Source organism: Dietzia sp. B32 (genome assembly GCF_024732245.1).
Taxonomy (GTDB): domain Bacteria; phylum Actinomycetota; class Actinomycetes; order Mycobacteriales; family Mycobacteriaceae; genus Dietzia.
Map to the genome: position 1 here is coordinate 2,357,011 of NZ_CP093845.1, position 18,495 is coordinate 2,375,505.

At 71.6% G+C, this 18,495-nt stretch carries 13 protein-coding genes; 8 read left to right on the forward strand and 5 right to left on the reverse strand.

All coding sequences use genetic code 11. The annotated features are described in order from the left end of the window. Positions 1-76: 76 nt before the first annotated feature. Genes L8M95_RS11250 through L8M95_RS11265 form a run of 4 tightly spaced genes read left to right on the forward strand, consistent with a single transcriptional unit; the run spans position 77 to position 3,249 of the window. Positions 77-634 (forward strand): RNA polymerase sigma factor, encoded by a 558-nt coding sequence (locus L8M95_RS11250; RefSeq protein ID WP_260486225.1) that lies wholly within the window; start codon positions 77-79, stop codon positions 632-634. Positions 635-664: 30 nt separating this feature from the next. Beyond that, positions 665-1,291 (forward strand): methylated-DNA--[protein]-cysteine S-methyltransferase, encoded by a 627-nt coding sequence (locus tag L8M95_RS11255; RefSeq protein WP_260486226.1) that lies wholly within the window; start codon positions 665-667, stop codon positions 1,289-1,291. Beyond that, on the forward strand, positions 1,288-2,028 hold the full coding sequence (locus L8M95_RS11260; protein ID WP_260486227.1) for a LysE family translocator: 741 nt from the start codon (positions 1,288-1,290) through the stop codon (positions 2,026-2,028). Before L8M95_RS11255 ends, L8M95_RS11260 begins: the two co-directional genes overlap by 4 nt. A gap of 27 nt (positions 2,029-2,055) precedes the next feature. Then, on the forward strand, positions 2,056-3,249 hold the full coding sequence (locus tag L8M95_RS11265; RefSeq protein ID WP_260486228.1) for an MFS transporter: 1,194 nt from the start codon (positions 2,056-2,058) through the stop codon (positions 3,247-3,249). Between the two features lie 9 nt (positions 3,250-3,258). Here the strand turns inward: L8M95_RS11265 and ppc are convergent, their stop codons facing one another. Continuing rightward, complete coding sequence (gene ppc, locus L8M95_RS11270; RefSeq protein ID WP_260486229.1) at positions 3,259-6,099, reverse strand: phosphoenolpyruvate carboxylase; 2,841 nt, start codon at positions 6,097-6,099, stop codon at positions 3,259-3,261. Positions 6,100-6,512: 413 nt separating this feature from the next. Here ppc and L8M95_RS11275 point away from each other — a divergent pair, with 413 nt between their 5' ends. Both L8M95_RS11275 and L8M95_RS11280 read left to right on the forward strand, forming a co-directional pair. After that, positions 6,513-6,704 (forward strand): hypothetical protein, encoded by a 192-nt coding sequence (locus L8M95_RS11275; protein ID WP_260486230.1) that lies wholly within the window; start codon positions 6,513-6,515, stop codon positions 6,702-6,704. Between the two features lie 260 nt (positions 6,705-6,964). Then, positions 6,965-7,384: a DUF4870 domain-containing protein gene (locus tag L8M95_RS11280; RefSeq protein ID WP_260486231.1), complete on the forward strand. Its 420-nt coding sequence runs from the start codon at positions 6,965-6,967 to the stop codon at positions 7,382-7,384. 25 nt (positions 7,385-7,409) lie between these two features. Here the strand turns inward: L8M95_RS11280 and L8M95_RS11285 are convergent, their stop codons facing one another. Next, positions 7,410-9,137, reverse strand: coding sequence for an AMP-binding protein (locus L8M95_RS11285; protein WP_260486232.1), 1,728 nt, complete (start codon positions 9,135-9,137; stop codon positions 7,410-7,412). 176 nt (positions 9,138-9,313) lie between these two features. Between L8M95_RS11285 and L8M95_RS11290 the strand changes: the two genes are divergently transcribed. After that, entirely contained in the window at positions 9,314-10,174 is an 861-nt protein-coding gene (locus tag L8M95_RS11290; RefSeq protein ID WP_260486233.1) for a tyrosine-protein phosphatase, read from the forward strand. 31 nt (positions 10,175-10,205) lie between these two features. Here L8M95_RS11290 and L8M95_RS11295 read toward each other — a convergent pair whose 3' ends face one another. Beyond that, positions 10,206-10,544: a hypothetical protein gene (locus L8M95_RS11295; protein ID WP_260486234.1), complete on the reverse strand. Its 339-nt coding sequence runs from the start codon at positions 10,542-10,544 to the stop codon at positions 10,206-10,208. 252 nt (positions 10,545-10,796) lie between these two features. On the opposite strand from L8M95_RS11295, the gene L8M95_RS11300 reads away from it, so the two are divergent. Next, positions 10,797-12,026 carry a DNA gyrase subunit A gene (locus tag L8M95_RS11300; protein ID WP_260486235.1) on the forward strand — a complete coding sequence of 410 codons (1,230 nt, stop codon included), beginning with the start codon at positions 10,797-10,799 and terminating at the stop codon, positions 12,024-12,026. Positions 12,027-12,063: 37 nt separating this feature from the next. Here L8M95_RS11300 and L8M95_RS11305 read toward each other — a convergent pair whose 3' ends face one another. Together L8M95_RS11305 and L8M95_RS11310 are read right to left on the reverse strand one after the other, a co-directional pair. After that, positions 12,064-15,498, reverse strand: coding sequence for an exodeoxyribonuclease V subunit beta (locus L8M95_RS11305; RefSeq protein WP_260486236.1), 3,435 nt, complete (start codon positions 15,496-15,498; stop codon positions 12,064-12,066). Further along, positions 15,495-18,419 carry a PD-(D/E)XK nuclease family protein gene (locus tag L8M95_RS11310; RefSeq protein ID WP_260486237.1) on the reverse strand — a complete coding sequence of 975 codons (2,925 nt, stop codon included), beginning with the start codon at positions 18,417-18,419 and terminating at the stop codon, positions 15,495-15,497. The genes L8M95_RS11305 and L8M95_RS11310 overlap by 4 nt, the downstream gene beginning before the upstream one ends. Between the last annotated feature and the right edge of the window lie 76 nt (positions 18,420-18,495).

An 18,495-nucleotide genomic window follows, 5' to 3' on the forward strand; every position in this document is an offset into this window, starting at 1 on the left:
TACCCGGTGACCATCGCGCGCCCCGTCTCCGGGGCGCCCGCACCCGGCAGCAGCCACGAGGGCAGGATCGACACACATGAGGGCAGCGTTCGACGCCGCGGTGGACCGTCACGGTCCCACCGTGCTGCGGGTGTGCCGCGCCGTCCTCGGCCCGGGCCCCGACGCCGATGACGCCTGGTCCGAGACCTTTCTCTCCGCACTCCGCGCCTGGCCCGAGCTGCCCGACGACACCGACGTCGAGGCGTGGCTGGTCCGGGTCGCGCACCGCCGCGCGGTGGACGTGGTGCGGCGCTCGGTGCGCGAGGCCGCCCCGAGCGGGGCCGCCGACGACGTCGCCGTTCTCGACGCCCGTGCACCGCGTCCGGCGGGGGCCCGGGGAGCGGCCGGGGTCGACGACGACGAGGTGGGCGACCCGCGGATCTGGGATGCGGTCGCCGCCCTGCCCTCCCGGCAGCGGGTGTGTGTGGCCTACCGGTATCTGGGCGGGCTCCGCTATGCCGAGATCGCCGAGCTCACCGGCGGCACCGAGGCGGCGGCCCGGCGCGCGGCCGCGGACGGGATCGCCCGCCTGCGCGCGACGTTGGCCCCGGGGACCACGCGGACCGTCGATTCCGTGGCCGAGGACCTGCCGTGACCGAGGACCTGCCGTGACCGAGGAGATGCCATGACCGACCCGATCCACGATTCCGCGGCCATCGTGACCGCGGTGCTGCGTTCCGCCCCCGCGGACACCGCCCGGCTGCGGGAGCGGCTGGCCCGCGACGCCGAGCGCGAGGGCCTGGTCGACGTGGCGTACCGGACCGTCGACTCACCGATCGGCGGACTGCTGTTGGCCTCCACCCCGGTCGGGCTGGTGTACGTGGCGTTCGAGGTCGAGGACCCGGGCGCGGTCCTCGAGATGCTGGCCGGCCGGGTCGGCCCCCGGGTCCTCGCCGCCCCGCCGGAATCGCCGGTGCTCGACGAGGCCGCCACCCAGATCGACCAGTACCTCACCGGCCGACGCCGCGACTTCGACCTTCCCCTCGACACCCGCCTCGCCCGCGGATTCCGAGGGCAGGTCCAGCAGCATCTGGCGCGGATCGGGTACGGCCGGACCGCGACGTACCGCCAGCTCGCGGCCGAACTCGACCGGCCCGGCGCCGTCCGGGCGGTGGGCACGGCCTGCGCGACCAATCCGCTGCCGCTGGTGTGGCCGTGTCACCGGATCCTGCGCTCGGATGGCGGGCTCGGCGGGTACCGGGGCGGGCTCGCGGCCAAACGGCGTCTTCTCGAGATGGAAGCGGCGGCGTGACCGCGGCGCAGCTCCTCGGCCTGTTCGGGGTCTGGGCGATCGCGGTCGTCTCGCCGGGGCCCGACGTCGTCGTCGTCCTCCAACGCGCCCTCACCGGACGACGTCAGGGGCTCGCCACCGCGCTCGGGATCGTCACCGGCCTCTCGGTGTGGCTCGCGGCCGCCTTCGCCGGTGTCGCGACGCTCGTGCGCGTGTACCCGCAGGTCATGACCGGGCTCCAGATCGCTGGCGGGATCCTGCTCGCCGCCCTCGGCGTGCTCGGCCTACGGGGCTGGTGGCGGGCGCGCGGTGCCACGCCACCACCGGCCACCGCCGCACCCACCACCCCACCAACGGCCACCGCCGCACCCACCACCCCACCACCGGATCCGCTACTCGAAATCGGGATCCGCTACCCGGATTCGGATAGCGGATCCCGAATCGGGGTAGCGGATCTGGTGCCGCGGGCGGACTTTACCCGGGGCCTGGTCACCAATCTCGCCAATCCCAAGGCCCTGGTGTTCTTCGGCGCGGTCCTCGCCCCGTTCCTGCGCGACGAGGTGTCCGCGGTCTGGTCGGTGGCGCTGGTCGCCGGGATGATCGCCGTGGCGCTGGCCTGGTTCGGGGGACTGGCGCTGGTCGCCTCACACCGGGTGGTCAACGAGCGGGTCGGACGACTGCTGCCGGTGGTCGACCTCGTGGCCAGCGGGTTGTTCGTGGTGGTGGGGGTGGCGTTCGTGGGCACCGCGCTCGTCTGAGGCGCGCGCGGGATAGGTTCTCACCCCATGAGCACACGGCCGGTGGAGACGGTGGGAGCCCGGGACTGGGCCCGCGCGGCGCTGGCCATGTTCGCGGTCGGCTGGGGAGCCAACCAGTACGCCCCCCTGCTCACCATGTACCAGGACGAGCTGGGCCTGGGTCAGAACGACGTCACGGCGATGTTCGCGATCTACATCGTCGGCCTCATCCCCGCCCTGGTCGTGGCCGGTCGCTGGTCCGACCTCAACGGACGGCGCCGCCTCATGCGGCCGGTCCTCGTGTTGTCGCTGGTGGCGACCGTCGTGATGTTCCTGGGGCCGAATGACCCCCTGTGGCTGTACCTGGGACGTTTCCTCGCCGGGGTGGCCTCGGGGGCCGCCTTCGGGCCGGGCGGGGCGTGGATCCGGGAGCTGTCCGAGTCCGGGCCGCCCGGGGCGGGAGCGAGACGGGCGGCGGTGGCGGTGTCCGGCGGCTTCGGGCTCAGTGCGTTGGTCGCGGGGATCGTGGGTCAGTTCCTGCCCGCGCCCGAGTACACGCCCTACCTACCGCACCTGGTGCTCGGGGTGGTGGCCCTGGTCCTGGCCTGGAGCGCCCCCGACCCCTTCCGTCCCGCGCCGGACGCGAACCGCGCGCCACTGTTCCCGCACAGCGCGCGGACCCGCCGTTTCGCCCTCGGCGTGGCCCCGTGGGCGCCACTGGTGTTCGGGTGCGCGTCGATGTCGTTCATCGTCCTCGCCGGCCTCCTGGGCGGGGACGCCGCCGGGATGCCCGTGCTGTACGCGGGGCTGCTCGCGGGGATCACCCTCGGCACCGGAGTACTGGTGCAGCCCGCCGCCCGCCGTCTCGCCTCCGCCGCGGCCCCGTGGAGGGTGCCGGTGGCCGGACTGGTCGCCGCGGCTCTGGGGATGGCCGCCGGTGCCGGGCTGGCCGCCGCCGCGGGTCTGCCGCTGCGCGCGCTGCTGATGGTCCCCGTCTCGGTCCTGCTGGGCGCCGCGTACGGCACCCTGCTCGTCGGTGGCCTGGTTGAGGTCGAACTGCTGTCCGGCCCGGAAGAGCACGCCGCGATGGTCGCGGTGTTCTACGTCCTGGCCTACCTCGGGATGGCGACGCCGTACGTCATCGCCGCGGTCTCCCCGCTGGGCGGGCCGGTGCCGTGGATCGCCGCCGTCGCGGTCGTGTGCGTGATGCTCATCCCGCTGACCCGCCGTCAACTGGGCTGAGACGCCGCGTCAGCCGGAGTTGCGCAGGGCCGTGGCCAGGCCGTTCATCGTCAGCTGGATGCCGGTCCGCACCGCCGGGTCGGAGTCCCCGGCGCGGTAGCGGCGCAGTAGCTCCACCTGCAGCACGTTGAGCGGTTCGAGGTACGGGAAGCGGTTGCGCACTGAGCGGGCCAGCGCGGGGTTGTCGTCCAACAGCGTCTCCTGCCCCGTGATCGCCAGCACCATCCGCCGGGTCAGCTCGAACTCGTCGGTGAGCACCCCGTGGATCCGCCGGCCCACCTCGGCGTCCGGGACCAGCTCGGCGTACCGGCCGGCCAGCCCCATGTCGGCCTTGGCCATCACCTGCGCCATGTTGGACAGGGTCGTGCGCAGGAAGGGCCAGTCGTCGTACAGGCGACGCAGCGTGGCCAGTCTCTCCGCTGCGGCCTCGCCCTCGGCGTCGACCCACTGCCGCAGCGCAGTGCCCACGCCGAACCAACCGGGCAGCATCACCCGGGACTGAGACCACGACAACACCCACGGGATCGCCCGCAGGTCCTCGACGCTCGAGGTCTGCTTGCGCGAGGACGGGCGGGACCCGATGTTGAGCTCGCCGATCTCCGCGACGGGGGTCGAGGTGGTGAAGTACTCGATGAACCCCGGGTCCGAGTGGACGAGCGAGGCGTACGCCTCCCGCCCGAGGGTCGCGAGTTCGGCCATCACCGCGTACGCCTCCCCGGCCCGCTCGCCCAGCCCCTCGACGTCGAGCAGCGAGGCCTCGAGCGTCGCCGCCACGAGCGCCTCGAGGTTGCGGCGCGCCCGACGCGGCTCCGAGTACTTGGCCGAGATGACCTCGCCCTGCTCGGTGATCCGCAGTGCGCCCTGCACCGCTCCCGGCGGCTGGGCCAGGATCGCCTCGTAGGAGTTGCCGCCGCCCCGTCCGACGGCCCCGCCGCGACCGTGGAAGTAGCGCAGGTGCACGTCCGCGCGCGCCGCGGCCTCGGCGAGGTCGCGTTCGGCCTGGTAGAGCGCCCAGTTGGCGGCCAGGTACCCGCCGTCCTTGTTGGAGTCCGAGTAGCCGAGCATCACCTCCAGCACGTCGCCCTGCGCCCGGATGAGTGCCCGGAACTGCGGGATCGCCAGCGCCGTGTCGAGGATGTCCGGCCCCGCCGCGAGGTCGTCGATCGTCTCGAGCAGCGGGATGAGCCGAACGCTCGAGCGGGGCTCCGCCGGGTCGCCGGAGAACAACCCCACCTCGCGCAGCAGTACCGCCGGCTCCAGCAGATCCGACACCGTCCCGCACATGGACACGATGTAGTGCGGGACCACCTCGGGGCCGAGCAGGTCCACCGCCGCCGCGGCCGCCCGCATCACCCCGAGTTCCTTGGCCGCCAGCTCGGACAGCTCCGCGCGTGGCCCGAGCAGCGGCCGGTCGTGTGAGAGCTCGCGCAGCAGCAGCTCCAGACGGGCGTCCTCGTCCAGCGCCGAGTAGTCCTCGCTCACCCCGGCCAGCGCGAACAGCTCGGTGAGCACCTCCTCGTGCGACTCCGAGTTCTGCCGCATGTCGAGCGCCTGCAGATGGAACCCGAACGTCCGTACCGCCCACCGCAGGTCCCGCAGACGCGGTGACCGCGCCAGGTCGCCACCGCAGGACCCGAGCGCGGCGTCGATGACATCCAGATCGGCCAGCATCTCCCCCGGGGAGGTGTAGGGCTCGTCGTCGTGACCGATGGCGTCCGGCGACGACCCGGGTGACGACGACGAGGACCTCACCCGCGCGGCGAGCCGACGGCGGACCACCCGCACGGCGCGACGGAAGGGCACGTCCTCGCGTGCGGCGGCGAGCTCCCCGTCGGCCTCCACCATCGAGTCCGCGAGGTCGCGCAACGCGGTGGGCACCTTCACGATCCGCCGCGACATGGGCAACTCCCGCTCGAGCAGCCGCAGTTCCTCCGTGTAGTGGCGGTGCAGTAGCGCGGCGGCCTGCTCGGTGGCGAAGCGCACCACGTCGCCGGTGACGTACGGGTTGCCGTCCCGGTCCCCGCCGATCCACGAGCCGGGGCGCACGACGGGGCGGTCCCCGGACCCGAGGCGCTCGGCGATCTCCGCGTTGAGCGGCGGGATGACCTCCATGAGCGTGGCCTCGTGATACTGCAGGCCACCCAGGACCTCATCCTCGATCCGGGGGCGTTGGCTGCGGATGATCGCCGTCTGCCACAGCGTGAGCACATGTCGGCGGATGTCCCGTTCGACCCGGTCGAGTTCGGCGTCGGTGACCCGATCCCGCTCGGCGGCCCGCAGCCCGTCGCGGCGGCGCATGAGGTCCAGCACCCGCCGGGTGATCTCGAAGACCGAACGCCGGCGGGTCTCGGTGGGGTGCGCCGTGAGCACGGGGGCCACCCGGGCCGTCGCTCGCACGGCCTCCAGCCTCGCGGGGTCGGGGCTGGACTCGGCCAGTCGCGCCCACGTGGCCTCGAGGTCCCCGTCGGGCGGGGGTTCACCGGCCGCGGTGTGGATACCGCGACGACGCTCCTGGTGCAGGTCCTCGGCGACGTTGGCCAGGAGGGCGAACAGGGAGAACGCGCGGATGACGGGGATCATCTCGTCGGCGGACACGTCGGTGAACAGGCCCGCCACCTCGTCCCGGTCGGCCTCCGAACGGCGGACGGCGAAGGCGGTGCGCCGCGCGGTCTCGACCAGGTCGAAGATCTTCTCGCCGGCCTGGTCGCGCACCGTGTCGCCGAGCACCGCTCCGAGGAAACGCACGTCGTCGCGCAGCGGCCGCACGGCGTCGTCGAGCCGATCGGAGTCGCCCGGCTCGGGCACGTCCGAGGCGGTGGCGGGCACGTCGGATCTGGTGGGGTCGGCCATGGCTGCCACAGTAGGCGCGGCATATGACAGCCGCGTGAATCCCGTCGCCGAACCCCCGCGCTCGGGACTGCCTTGGTGATCGAGCGGTCATCTGGGGCACGACCGCACGTACTTCCTGCGTGATCCGTGGACTATCCAGAGGCCCCGTCAAGTTCCTCGTAAGCCGGAGCGCTCGAATGGTCTAGGCCACAACGTGACGGTGCTCGACACGGCCCGCCGGGAGGGCTACGGGCTTCACGACCTCGAGATGTGGATGGACGATTGGCGCCGGGTCGTGGTCCCGTAATGCCATGTGGCGAACTCGAACGTCAATGCTGCACTCGGTGGTCCGTTGCCGCTCTCGGAGGGCCTCTTTTGCCCCTTGTCGGACCAATGTCCTAATATGCGAACCTCCACAACATTTAGGAGTTTTTATGCCGCCGATTGACCTCAACATCCCGCTCTTCCCGGGTCTGCCCGGTACCGGCGCTGAGCAGATTGGGGCCGTCGTCGGGTCCATCGTGCTTGCGCCGGCCCTCTACCTTGCCAGCCAGTTCGCGGCGATTGGATCGCTCACGGGAAGCCTGGCCTCGCTTGAGGGGTTCGGCGGCGGGTACTACTACTGAGCGTCGGGAACTAGCAGCCCTCGCACCGTGTCCTGGTGCGGGGGCTGTCCCTGGATTAAGGAGGCTGTTAGCTTCAACTGGTGCAACCGAACCGCGGCTCGAATCCATACGACGGTTAATCGTGGCCCGCACCGGCACCATCGGCCAGTCGATCGGGGTACTCCCGGGCCGCCGCCGAACCCCCGCCGCTGCCGCGACCCGGGATCGATACCGGGGACATCCCCGATGCGCGGATCCCGTCCGGCGAGCACACTGGGGGAATGACCCAGCAGCCCGGCTTCCACCAGTACGACTACTCCCAGCACGGGCAGCAGGCCCCGGCCGTCGGCCCGGATGACCGCACCCCCGCGGCCCTGGCGCACGCGTCCAGCCTCATCGCGATGGCGCTGTCGGCCGGGTGGCTCTCGTTCGTCGGCCCGCTCGTGATGTGGCTGATCTACAAGGACCGCAGCCCGTTCGTGCGCCAGGCCGCCGCCGGGTCGTTCAACTTCAATCTCGGCCTGTGGATCATGAGCATCGTGGGGTGGATCTTCATCCTCACGGTGATCGGCCTGCCCATCGGCCTCGTCCTGCTCGCGGTGTCCTTCCTCGCGCAGATCATCGGCCACGTCATCGGCACCGTTCGCGCTACCCGGGGACGGACGATCAACTACCCGTTCCAGCTGCGGGTCCTGCGCTGACTCCCGCTGCGCTGACCCGCCGCGCTCAGACCCCCGCCGGCCGGCGCCCGTGGAGCTCGTACTCGGCGAGCAGGGCCTCGCGGTCGGCGTCGGTGAGCGGCCGGTAGACGTCGTCGTCGCCCGCCGCACCGCCACGCAGGTAGACCTCGCCGGGCTCGATCCACGACTCGCGTCGCAGGCTGGGCTTGGAGATCTTGCGGGTCGCGGTGACCGGCATCTCGGTCATGACGCGGACGAACCGCGGGGCCCACTTGGTGCCCATGTCGGGCTGGGTGCGGCAGAACTCGGAGAACGCGTCGGCGTCGAACTCCACGCCGGGTTCGAGCTGGATGGCGGCCATGACCTGGTCGCCGGTGCGCGGGTCCGGGACCGGGTAGACGGCCACGACGAGCACGCCGGGGAACCGGTCGAGGATGCGTTCGACGGGCCCGGCGGAGAAGTTCTCGCTGTCCACGCGGATCCTGTCACCGGAGCGGCCGGCGAAGTAGAAGTACCCGTCCGCGTCGCGGTACCCCAGGTCACCGGTGTGGAAGACCTCGCCGATGTTGCGCTCGGCGGTGGCCTCGGGGTTGCGGTAATAGCCTTCGAACAATTTGGCGCCGGTGACGTTGCAGATCTCTCCGATCGCCTCGCCGGCGTTGACCAGGCCGCCGTTGGCATCGAACTCGGCCCTGGGGCATTCGTTCTCATCCGCGTCGAGGATCGCGACGTCCATGTAGGCGCCGGCCACGCCGAGCGCGCCGGGCGGGGTGTCCTCGGTGTGGCTGATCACCACGCCGCCCTCACTGCTGCCGTACGACTCGAGCGGGGTCACGCCGAAACGACGCTCGAACTCGGTCCGATCGTGGACGGAGGCCTCGGTGCCGAACACGACCCGCAGGCGCGTCTGCTTCTCCTCGGGCACCTCGGGCTGGGCGAGGATGTAGGACAGTGACCGGCCGACGTAGTTGAAGTAGCTGGCGTTGAACCGCATCACGTCGGGGAGGAACCCGGAGGCGGAGAACTTGCGGCGCATGGCGAAGGTGCAGCCCACGTACGCCGACGGGGCGAACGCGGCGAAGAGGGCGTTGCCGTGGAACAGTGGCATCGCGCTGTAGGCCACGTCGTCGCGGACGAGACCCCGGTAGTTGATGGTGCCCATCATCGCCATGCGGCCGGTCGAGCACATGACGGCCTTGGGCGCGCCGGTCGAGCCGGAGGTGAACAGCAGCGCGAGCAGGGTGTGGGGGTCGCGCGCCTCGGTGGGGTGGAGTTGGGGCTCGGCGCCAGCGTGACCGTCGAGCAGGCCGCGCCACTGCTCGGAGTCGATGTCGAAGTGCGCGGCGGCGCCGGTGTCGAGGCCTGCGAGCAGGGCGGCGCCGTCGGAGTCGGTGACGATCACGTCGCAGTCCACGCCCCGGATGTCGGAGGCGAGCTCGGCGCCGCGTCGGGTGGGGTTGATGCCGACGATGGTCACGCCGGCGAGCGCCGCACCACACAGGGTGAACAGGTACTCGGGCACGTTCTCCAGCAGGATGCCCACGTGGAGGTGCCGGTAGGGGTCGGGTCGGTCCGCGTACGAGTCGGAGTGCTGCTCCGCCCAGCCGCGCAGGATCTCCGCACGGACGGCGGCCTCGGCCACGAACTCCCTCCAGGTCCACGCCGAGTCCTCGAACAGCAGCCCCGGATGGTCGTCGGTGGAACGCTCGAGCAGGATGTCGCCGAAGGTCGCGTGCTGCATGGAGTGGCCGGGATTGAAGGCTGCTGTGGTCATGAATTCGGAGAGTAGGCGACCCGGCCACGGCGCACAGGCGAAACGGCCAGCAACTTTGACAGGTGTCAGCATTACGGTCGCCGGGGCCCACCCGGTGGGCGCGGCCGGCCGGCATCAGGTAGGAACGAGGCGATGGCGCGCCACGTGGGCGCGCGGGGATCGAACAGGGGCGTGGGATGGTCGGCGAACAGGGCGGGAACGTCGACGTGGACGTGGAATCGGGTGTCGTTTGGGGATCCGACGACGACGAGGTCGGTCTCGACCGGGACGGGTTCGTCGTCAGCGAGGTCCGACTCACCAGCGTCCACAACTTCCGGGACGTGGCCGGCCCGGGCTACGCACTCCGTCCGTCCGGTTCGATGGCCCGCGGGGTCGTCTACCGGTCCACGACCCTCGCCGTGGGCGACGAGGACCTCGCGGTTCTCGAGAGGCTCGGCGTCTCCACCGTCGTCGACCTGCGCACGGGCGCCGAGATCGACAAGCATCCCGACGTGGTCCCCGCCGGGGCCGAGTACGTGCCCGTCGACGTCCTGGGTGGTCACACCTCCGCCGCGACCCTCACCGCGTCCGGACTGGGCGGGGCCGAGGAGGCGCGCCGCGAGATGGCCTCGACCTACGAGCGGTTCGTGGTGGGTGACCACGAGCGCCGGGCGTTCGGGCGTGCCGTCCACGCGGTGGCGGTGTCGTCCGGCCCGGCGATCGTGCACTGCACGGCCGGGAAGGACCGCACCGGCTGGATCTCCGCACTGCTCCAGTTGCTCGCCGGGGTGCGCGAGGAGGACGTGGTGGCCGACTACCTGCTGACCAGGGAGATGTCCGCGGACTTCGTCTCCTCCGTCCGCACCTACGTGCAGGCCGAGATGCCCGACAAACTCGAGGCCATCGAGGTGCTCATCGGTGTCGAGGAGGCCAACCTCCGCCTCTCCTTGGACGCACTGGCCAGAGAGTTCGGCGACGCGCGGCGGTATCTCGTGGAGGGCGCCGGCATGGACGACGCTGCCGTGGACGAATTGTCGGCCCGACTCAGGCGGGGATGACTCGGGCGGGCGTGACCCGGGCGGGGATGACTCAGGCGGCGATGACCAGCGCGCCGACGACGCCGCCGAACCCGATCGCCTGGAGCACGACCGCGACCGTCCGGCCGAGTTCGGTGCGGGCCGCGGCGTGGACGCGGGGGCCGGCCAGGGTGACGGCGAAGACCATGATGATGGCGGCGACCGCGGTGAGGGAACCGGCCAGCCGGGAGGCGACCCCGTACACCGCGGCGGTCCCGAGTAGCCCGCCCGCCAGGGCGGCGATGATCGTCGTCAGGGGCGCCGGGAAGACGGTGGCACTGGTGTCGACGTCCGGGGTCGCCGTGCCGGTGTCGTCCGGCCACCGTTCCTCGAGCATCAGGGTGGTGCGCATACCTCGGACCCTACGTACTGATCCCGGCGTGAACTTCGGTGATAGCTGAGCGTTCGCTTTCTGCACTGTCGGCGCTGGTCAGGCCCTCGCATGGGCGGGGAGAGATCGGTCACATGTGGCGACCTTCCCGCCCTTCCGGTGGCCGCAGCGAAGGGCCGTCCTGGATCCGCCACGGGGGCGCGGGCGGGCGTAGGATTCCCGGGGATCTCGGGGGGGCGGACGTGTGGTTCGTCGACAGAAGTGGGGGTTGTCGTGGGCGCTGCGCGCGCTGTCGGAGGATGGTTCGAACCCGGTGACGACATCGGGCGGGCCTGGGACGAGGCGGAGGCGATCCTCCGTGCGTGTGAGGACCTGGACGGGGTCATGGCGGTGATCCGCGATGCCGAATCCCCGGTCGAGGCGCGCCGGGCTCTCAAGCTGGGCTTCGGCTTCACCGGCCGTCAGGCCGCCCTGTTGCTCACCCTGCCGGTGATGGCGTTCACCCGCTCGGAGCGCTCGCGCATGGCCGAGAGCCGCCGGGCGCGAGTTGACCTGCTGGCCGACGTCACCGGGATACTGCCCGCCATCCGCGACGACGTGCCCCCGGCGGGCCTCCCCGCCGACGTGCCCCCAGCGGGCCTCCCCGCCGACGTGGCCCCAGCGGGCCTCCCCACCGGCGTGGCCCCGGTTGCCGACGAGGCCTGGACCGGCGGCAGCGAGTGGGGCGAGGAGTTCGACGGCGCTCTCGCGCACATCAGCTCGGCGATGCAGGCGCCCTGGTCACCTGCCGGGCCCGCGACTCACCCGTACCCATCGGTGCCCGAGCCGCGGGATCCCGACATCGCGTCCCACACTCCGTCCGACGCCGGTGGCCGATCGAGCTCCCGGCGGCGGTCGATGGCGCGACAGGACGACACCTCGGCGGTGCTCGACGAGCAGATCGGGGAGCTGACCGACGCGATCGCCGAGCTTCTCCGGGTGACGCCGCACACCGTCCGGGCAGACACCGGGCCGGGTGACGATCCCCGGTTTTCGGGCAGTTCGTCCGGCGCGCTTCTCGACAGTTGCGGCGTCGATGACGCCACCGGCATCCGCACCCTGTTGTGGCACCTGAGCAGGACCGGTCTCGAGACGGTGGAGGGGTTGTTCCCGTTCGCGGACCCGCTGAGCGCCGCGCGGGGATTCGCCGTGCAGGCCGCGCGGTTCGAGGCGGCGATGGGCAGCGGCACTCTCGGGTCCGAGCCGGGTGGTGACGCGACGTGGGCGGGTCGGTTGTGGCCGCTGGCCGAGCGCAGCGGGTACGGCTACGCGGTCTCCTATCGCGCCGGTCCGGACGCAGGCTCGGTCTGGGCCTACGGTGGGGGTCAACCGCTGCACCGGATATGGGACTCGGTCGTGGACCTGCTGGTCGAGCTCTACCAGGCCGTCACGGTGGGTGCACCGTGCGACTCGGCACTCGCCGCGGTCGTGGACGGCCGCGTGGTGTGGACCAACCTGGGCTGACCTCGTCGGTACCCGCCCCGCCCCCCGGGCCGCCCCGTCAGCCCAGGTCGCGGGCCACCACCGTCGGGCGGGCCCCGCGGCAGAAGACCAGCTCGATCCGCCCCACCGATCTGCCGACGGAGCCACCGAGCAGCTCGGCGTAGGCGCACAGCTGGAGTAGGTACTCGTCGACGGTGCCGACGGTGACGGCGACGTCGGTCTTGTAGTCGATGATCGTCAACGAGCCGTCGGCTTCCTCCATCACGAGGTCGACGACCCCGTCCACCGCCACCGTCGTCCCATCGGCGGTGCTGAGCGGACCCGCCACGGGCAGCTCAGCCCAGTGGGTCCGGGCCGCCGCGCGTCGGACGGGCTCGGAGGTCAGGGCAGTTCTCGCGACGGAGACCATCTCCGCGACGGCTTCGGGGTTGCGGCTCCCGCGAAGCCCGCCTCCCGACCCGAGGGCCACCAGTTGGTCGGCCGCCCACCGTTCCCAATCCGCGATCGCGGAGACGGGGTCAGCGGTCGGTCCGAGCAGTCGACTGAGGTCGGTGTGCTCGGCGAGGTGATGCACGGCGGTGCCGACGTCGGGTCCGGAGGCCAGCGGGGTGCCCCGCGGTGCGGGAGGGAGCTCCTCCGGCCGTGTCGGGGCGGGTCCGAACCGATCGCGCAGCGCGGAGGCCAGCAGTTCGGGAAGCGGGCGCGGTTCCCGAGCCTCGTCGTCGCGGGCGTCGTCATCGGTTCCGACGGGCCCGGCAGCGGCGTCCGGGTGCACGATCCGGGTCGCCGACCAGCCGGCGCGCTCGGCGGACCTCGCCGAGATCTGTCGGCTGCGTTCGGTCCACGCCGATTCCTCTGGCACGTCGACGGCGGGCGCGGGGGCGGGCTCGAGCAGGTTCTCGCCGTAGTCGATCAGAGGGGGAGCATCGGCGTCCTCGACCACCGATCCGAGGAGGGCACCCCAGACGTCGGCCTTGGGTTTGCCGCTCTTGTTGAGGATGTAGCCGTGGCCGGAGACGGCGAGGCGGCTCTCCGCGCGGGTCGTGGCGACATAGAGCAGGCGGATGCGCTCGGCGCGGGCGTGCTGCTTCTCCAGGTCGGCTGCGGTGGTGAACGCGGGGTCGCGGACGGCAGCGGAGAAGGAGACCGCGGGTAGGGCGGGCTGATCGTCGGTCCACAGGAGCCGGCCCTGGTTGGTCGGCCAGCCCCGACTCATCCCGGCCACGATGACCATCGGGTACTCCAGACCCTTGGACGCGTGGATGGTGGTGATGCGGACGGCGTCCACCCCGATCTCCGGGATGGCGGGCTCGGGGACGCGCGCGTCCTCGGCGGTCAGTGTCAACGCCCAGTCGGCGTACTCGCGCAGGTCGGCCCGAGAGGGGTCGGCGGCGGACTCCTCCCACTGCCAGGCGTGCTCGATCACGAACCGGATCCGTCGCCACAGGTCGTGCCTGCGGGGGGATTCGGCGACCGATTCGAAGACCATGCGGTCGTGAACGAGCTTCTCCAGTAGCTCGCCGGGGCGACGGGTGTCGCGGGGCAGCGCGGAGAGGTAGTCCATCGCCTCCGCGACGGGGGACGTCGCGAGGCCCGACGGTGCCGGTGCGCCGGGAGCCCAGGTGCCGCCGGCGGCGCGCCAGCGTAGGAGGTCGTCGTCACCGCAGCCGAACAGGGGAGACCTCAGCGCACCCACGAGGGAGGCTTCGTCGGCGGTATTGGCCAGGGCGCGCACGGCCAGGAGGAGGTCGCGGATCTCGGGTGTCCCGTAGACGATCGAGGACGCTTCGGCGCGGTAGTCGATCCCGGCGTGGTCCAGGCAGGTCTCGAGCATGCGCAGCGACCCGCGCGACGGGAGCAGAATCGCGATGTCGCCCAGTCGTAGCGGGGTCTGCTGTCCGTCCTTCGATTCGTGGGTCCAGCCCTCCCTGATGGCGGTGGCGATGACCCTCGCCACATCGGAGGCCTCGGTCCACTGGCGCTCGGTGGTCTCCTTCGAGTCGGGTGGGCAGTGTTCCGGAACATCCGCGGTGCGGAAGACGAACGGAGCCGGACCGTGGGCGGGGTTGTACCGCGGCCTCGTCGGTGCGGGTTCGAGGTCGCGGTACTCGGGTTGGACGCCGTCCGAGGGGGTGAGCACCTCGGAGAACACGTCGTTGACCCAGTTCAGGACGGGGCGCGAACACCGGAAATTGGTGCTCAACCGCTCGACCTCGACACCGGACCCGCTGCTGCCCCGAGCCCGGAGGTAGGTGCCGATGTCCGCGCGGCGGAACCGGTAGATGGACTGCTTGGGGTCCCCGACGGTGAAGAGACGGCCGGGCTCGGGGCCGGAACCGTCGGCTGCGGTGGTGAGGAGCTCGGCGATGTCCAACTGGATGGGGTCGGTGTCCTGGAACTCATCGATGAGGATCCGCCGGTAGCGCTCCCGGACCCGCTCGCGGACCGTCGGGTTCCGGAGTAGTTCGCGCGCCAGGACGAGCTGGTCGTGGAACTGCAGCGTGCCGTGACGCTGCCGGTCGGCGGCGTGCCGGCGAACCACCGGGATGAGGACGTCGAGCACGACGGCGATGCGTGGGCGCCAATGCTCTGCGAGGAGCGCGTTGCAGACACCGTGGAGTTGCTTGATCTCCTCCTTGATGCCCTTGACCACGTCGGCGCCGCCCCAGCTGGCGCCCTTGCCGACGTTGCCGACTTTGACCTGCTGCCTCAGCAGCTCCATCCATGAGGGTGACGCGGACGGGTCCGTCGTAGCGTCCTGCAGGTTCGCCAGCCAGGCTTCGTGCTCGCCGAGGACGGCGTAGAGCTTGTCCGTCTCGTCCTGACAGGAGTCCCGCCACCCGACGATCGACCCGACGGCGTCGATGACCTTCGCCAGGTCAGGGGAGACGGGTAGTTCGACGGCCCCGGTGTACAGCGGATCGGTGGGCAGGCGGTCCCAGTCCCGGTGCAGGGCCTCGACGACCTCGCGGAAGGCGGTGGGGCTCACGCCCGCGTCGAGCATGTCGTCGACGGCTCGCGCCAGGTTGCCCGACCGGGCGGCGGACGGGCCGCTCCCGAACAGGAGGGTCGCGCACTCCTGCCACATGGCTTCCACGGCGGCGGCCTCGGCGGTGTCCTGCTGGACGGTGACCCTCGGCGGGATCCCCGCCTCGAGGGGATTCTCCGAGAGCAGTCGCAGGGCGAAGGAGTGCAACGTGCCGATGGCGGCGGTGTCGAGTCCTGCGAGGGCGGCATCGGCGCGGTGTTCGCCGTCCGCGCGCTCTTCGACCAGCTTCACGCGGAGGCGGTCGCGGAGCTCGGCGGCCGCCTTCTCGGTGAAGGTGATCGCGGCGATCTGTTCGACGCGCACGGCGTCGTTCAGCAGGAGGGTGCTGAGGCGCTCGACCAGCGCGTGGGTCTTGCCGGTGCCGGCGCCGGCCTCCACGAACAGGGTCGCGGAGGTGTCCGACTGCACGCGGAGACGGGCGGCCTCGTCGGGGAAGTGGCTCATGAGGAGGTCTCCGATTCGTTCTCGGTCGGGTCGACGGCGACGAGGCCGGTGAACGCGGGGTGGGACGCGAGCGGCTCGCGGGTGGACAGTTCCGTCCAGGCCTGGTCGAGTTCCGCACCTCCGATGAGGTTCGCCAGGTCGCGGGACGAACCACGGCCACCCCGGAGCGGGAACCATCCCCGCTGGAGGGCGTCCACCAGATTGCCCACGTCCTCGCGGACCTTGTCCATCACCTCGACGGAGACGCCGAGGGAGATCCGCTCGAACTCCCCGCGCTCGGTGCAATACCAGTACCGCACCTCGCGGACCGGCAGATCGCCGGCCGTCTCTGCTGCGGCGGCGTAGAGCGGTAGCTGGAATCGCGTGCCGGAGATGGTGGGATCGTCCTCTGTCGGCCGGTCGTCCTGCCCGGGGGGCTTACCGGTCTTGTAGTCCGTGACCCGCAGTGCGCCCGCCCGCTTATCGAGCCGGTCGATGGACCCGGAGAGGAACAATGATGTCGTCCCCCGGGAGGTGGTCACCTCGAACGGGATCTCGACGACCGGGCCATCGGCGTCCCGACGCCCGAATTCGAGTTCGGTCGCTTCCGGGTGCCACCCGGTCTCGAAATCCGCCTCGTCCTCGGCGAACCACCGGTCGAGTTCGGCTGCGAGCAGGATCTCCCGCCGGCGCCACAGTGAGGCGACGAGGCCGGGCGAGGTCGCGATCGCGACCTCGCATTCACTGCGCAGTGCTCTCATCAGCAGGTCGCGGTCGGGTCCGGACCCGGTCTCGCGTCGATCGGAGATGTAGCGCTGGAGGATCGCGTGCACGAGATTGCCGTAGTCACGGAGGTCCATATCGATGTCCATCGCCGGATCATCGAGGGTCCGGACCCGCAGTACCGTGGAGAGGAAGAACAGATAGGGGCTCTGTGCCCAGTCCTCCAACCTGGTCGGCGACAGGGGATGGTCGAGGACGGTGAGCAGTTCGGCAGCAGACGAGACGTTCCCGGTGAACCGCGTGAAACGCCCCCGCCGACGGTCCTGACGCATCTCGTGGGCGCGGGCGAGCAACCCGGGGGCGTCGGCCCGGGCCAGCCACCCGTTGGTGGAGAGTTTCCGGATCCGCAGTTCGGTGAGGGTGGCCGGGTCCGAACCGAGGGCGGCCGGAGGGGTGAGCACCCCGTCGACGAACGACGGCACCGCGGTGACACCCGGGCATCCGTCGACGTCCGTCTGCCACCTGGTGGCATGAACGGTCTTCGTGGCGAGTCGGGACAGGGTGGGCAGCAGCCAGCGGGACGGGATCCGGTTGCCGCCTCCTCGCATCGACCCCCGGGGGAACGAACACATCCGGCGCTCGGCGCCGGCGGCCAGAGCCATCTGGAGAACCCGGTACCGCTCGTCGAGCATCTCGGAGGACAGGGGCTCGACCGCGCCCTCGGGTACGAGCGGGTCGGGCTTGTGCAGGACGGGGAGCAGGCCCTCCGCCATACCCACGACGCACACGGTGTCCAGGTCGCGGCCGACGGCGTCGTCGATCGGCCCCAGGGCGACCCCGGCTCCCTCCTCGCCGACCCGGTCACGGATCGGGTCCAGCCGGGACGCGACCGCGCTCACGAGGCGATCCCGGGTGATCGCGGGTGCGACGGTGTCCAGATCACCGAGGGAACCGAGGACAGCGAGGACGGCGGCCCGGTCGGGGTTCTGGCGGAACAGCGACGCGACCAGGCCGGTGACGGCCTCCGCGGACTCCGTCCAGGTACGCGCGGCGTCGACGGCGGCGAGTCCGGTACGAAGGTTCCGGATCAGTCGCAGCAGAGCGGCAGCTGCGGCCCGATCGGACTCGGCGAGGGCGTTCGGCTCGGCCCGCAGCTGCTCTGCCAGTCGGTCCCAGTCGCCGGCACCGATGACGGGGAATCGCGTCCGGGTGAGGATCTCCAGCCGCCGGGAGGAGACGATCGCGCCCGCGTCATCGAACGCCGTGATCGCGCCCTCGGCCACGATCGAGAGGAGCTCGGCGCGGGGCATCCGGTCGGCGTCCAGGCCCAGCAGCCGTACGAGGGTGCGGCCGGCGGCGGAACGGCCGAGACCCGTGTCGGAGGGGCCGTGGACGGCGATCCCGGCTTCGGCGAACGCCCGGTGGAGGAGACGCAGGTAGGGATCCGGCGACGGGTAGTAGACACCGATCCGGTGGCCGGGGACCCCGTCCGCGAGGCGCGACCGGACGAAGCGGACCACTGCCCTCACCTCGTCATCGGAGTCCGACGCGTGGAGCACGTGGGTGCCGGTGACCGCGTTCTCGGCACCGGGTTCCGCAGCGGAGGCGAGATGGTCGGACCCGGTGCCGGGTAGGGGGGAGATACCCCGCTGTTCCAGAGCGGCCCGGAGCCTGCGCTCGGCCTGCGTGCCGCGCAACGGTGCGGCGAGGACGATACGGCCCAGCTCGTCCAGACGCCCCAGTGCGACGGACACGGCCTCGAACGGTGTGTAGTAGGCGGCGCCGGTCATGGCGTGGGCCTCGTCGGCCAACCGGAGGACCTCCGAGTGCAGGCGGGTCTCCGCGATGACGGACCCCGGTTCGACGGTTCCCAGCCGCTGGCAGGCCTGGGCGACCGCCTGCCCGGTGACGGGCTCGGATGCCACCGTCTCGAGGTGCCCCGGGTCGGTGTCCAACGCCTTCTCGACGGCTGCGGCCAGGAGCTGGAACGGGAGCGCGGCTCTCGGAGCGAGCACGGGAGCCGAGAGCTCGCTGATCACCTGGGAGGCGGTCCGCACCGCCACGTTGACCGCCCCGCCGCTGAGCGCCAACGCCCGGACGAGGTCCCTGGCCGCCCCGAACGAGGGCACGAGGACGGTGATGCGGCCGAGGGGGTCGGTGCCGCGGAGGCGGTGCACCTCGGCGGCGAGGGCGTTGGGACGAACCTGGGCTGCGGTCACACCGCCATGGTGCCGCACGGGTCCGACATTCCCGGGGTGGACTGTCTCTTATCGCCGCTGACGGAGTCGGATACTG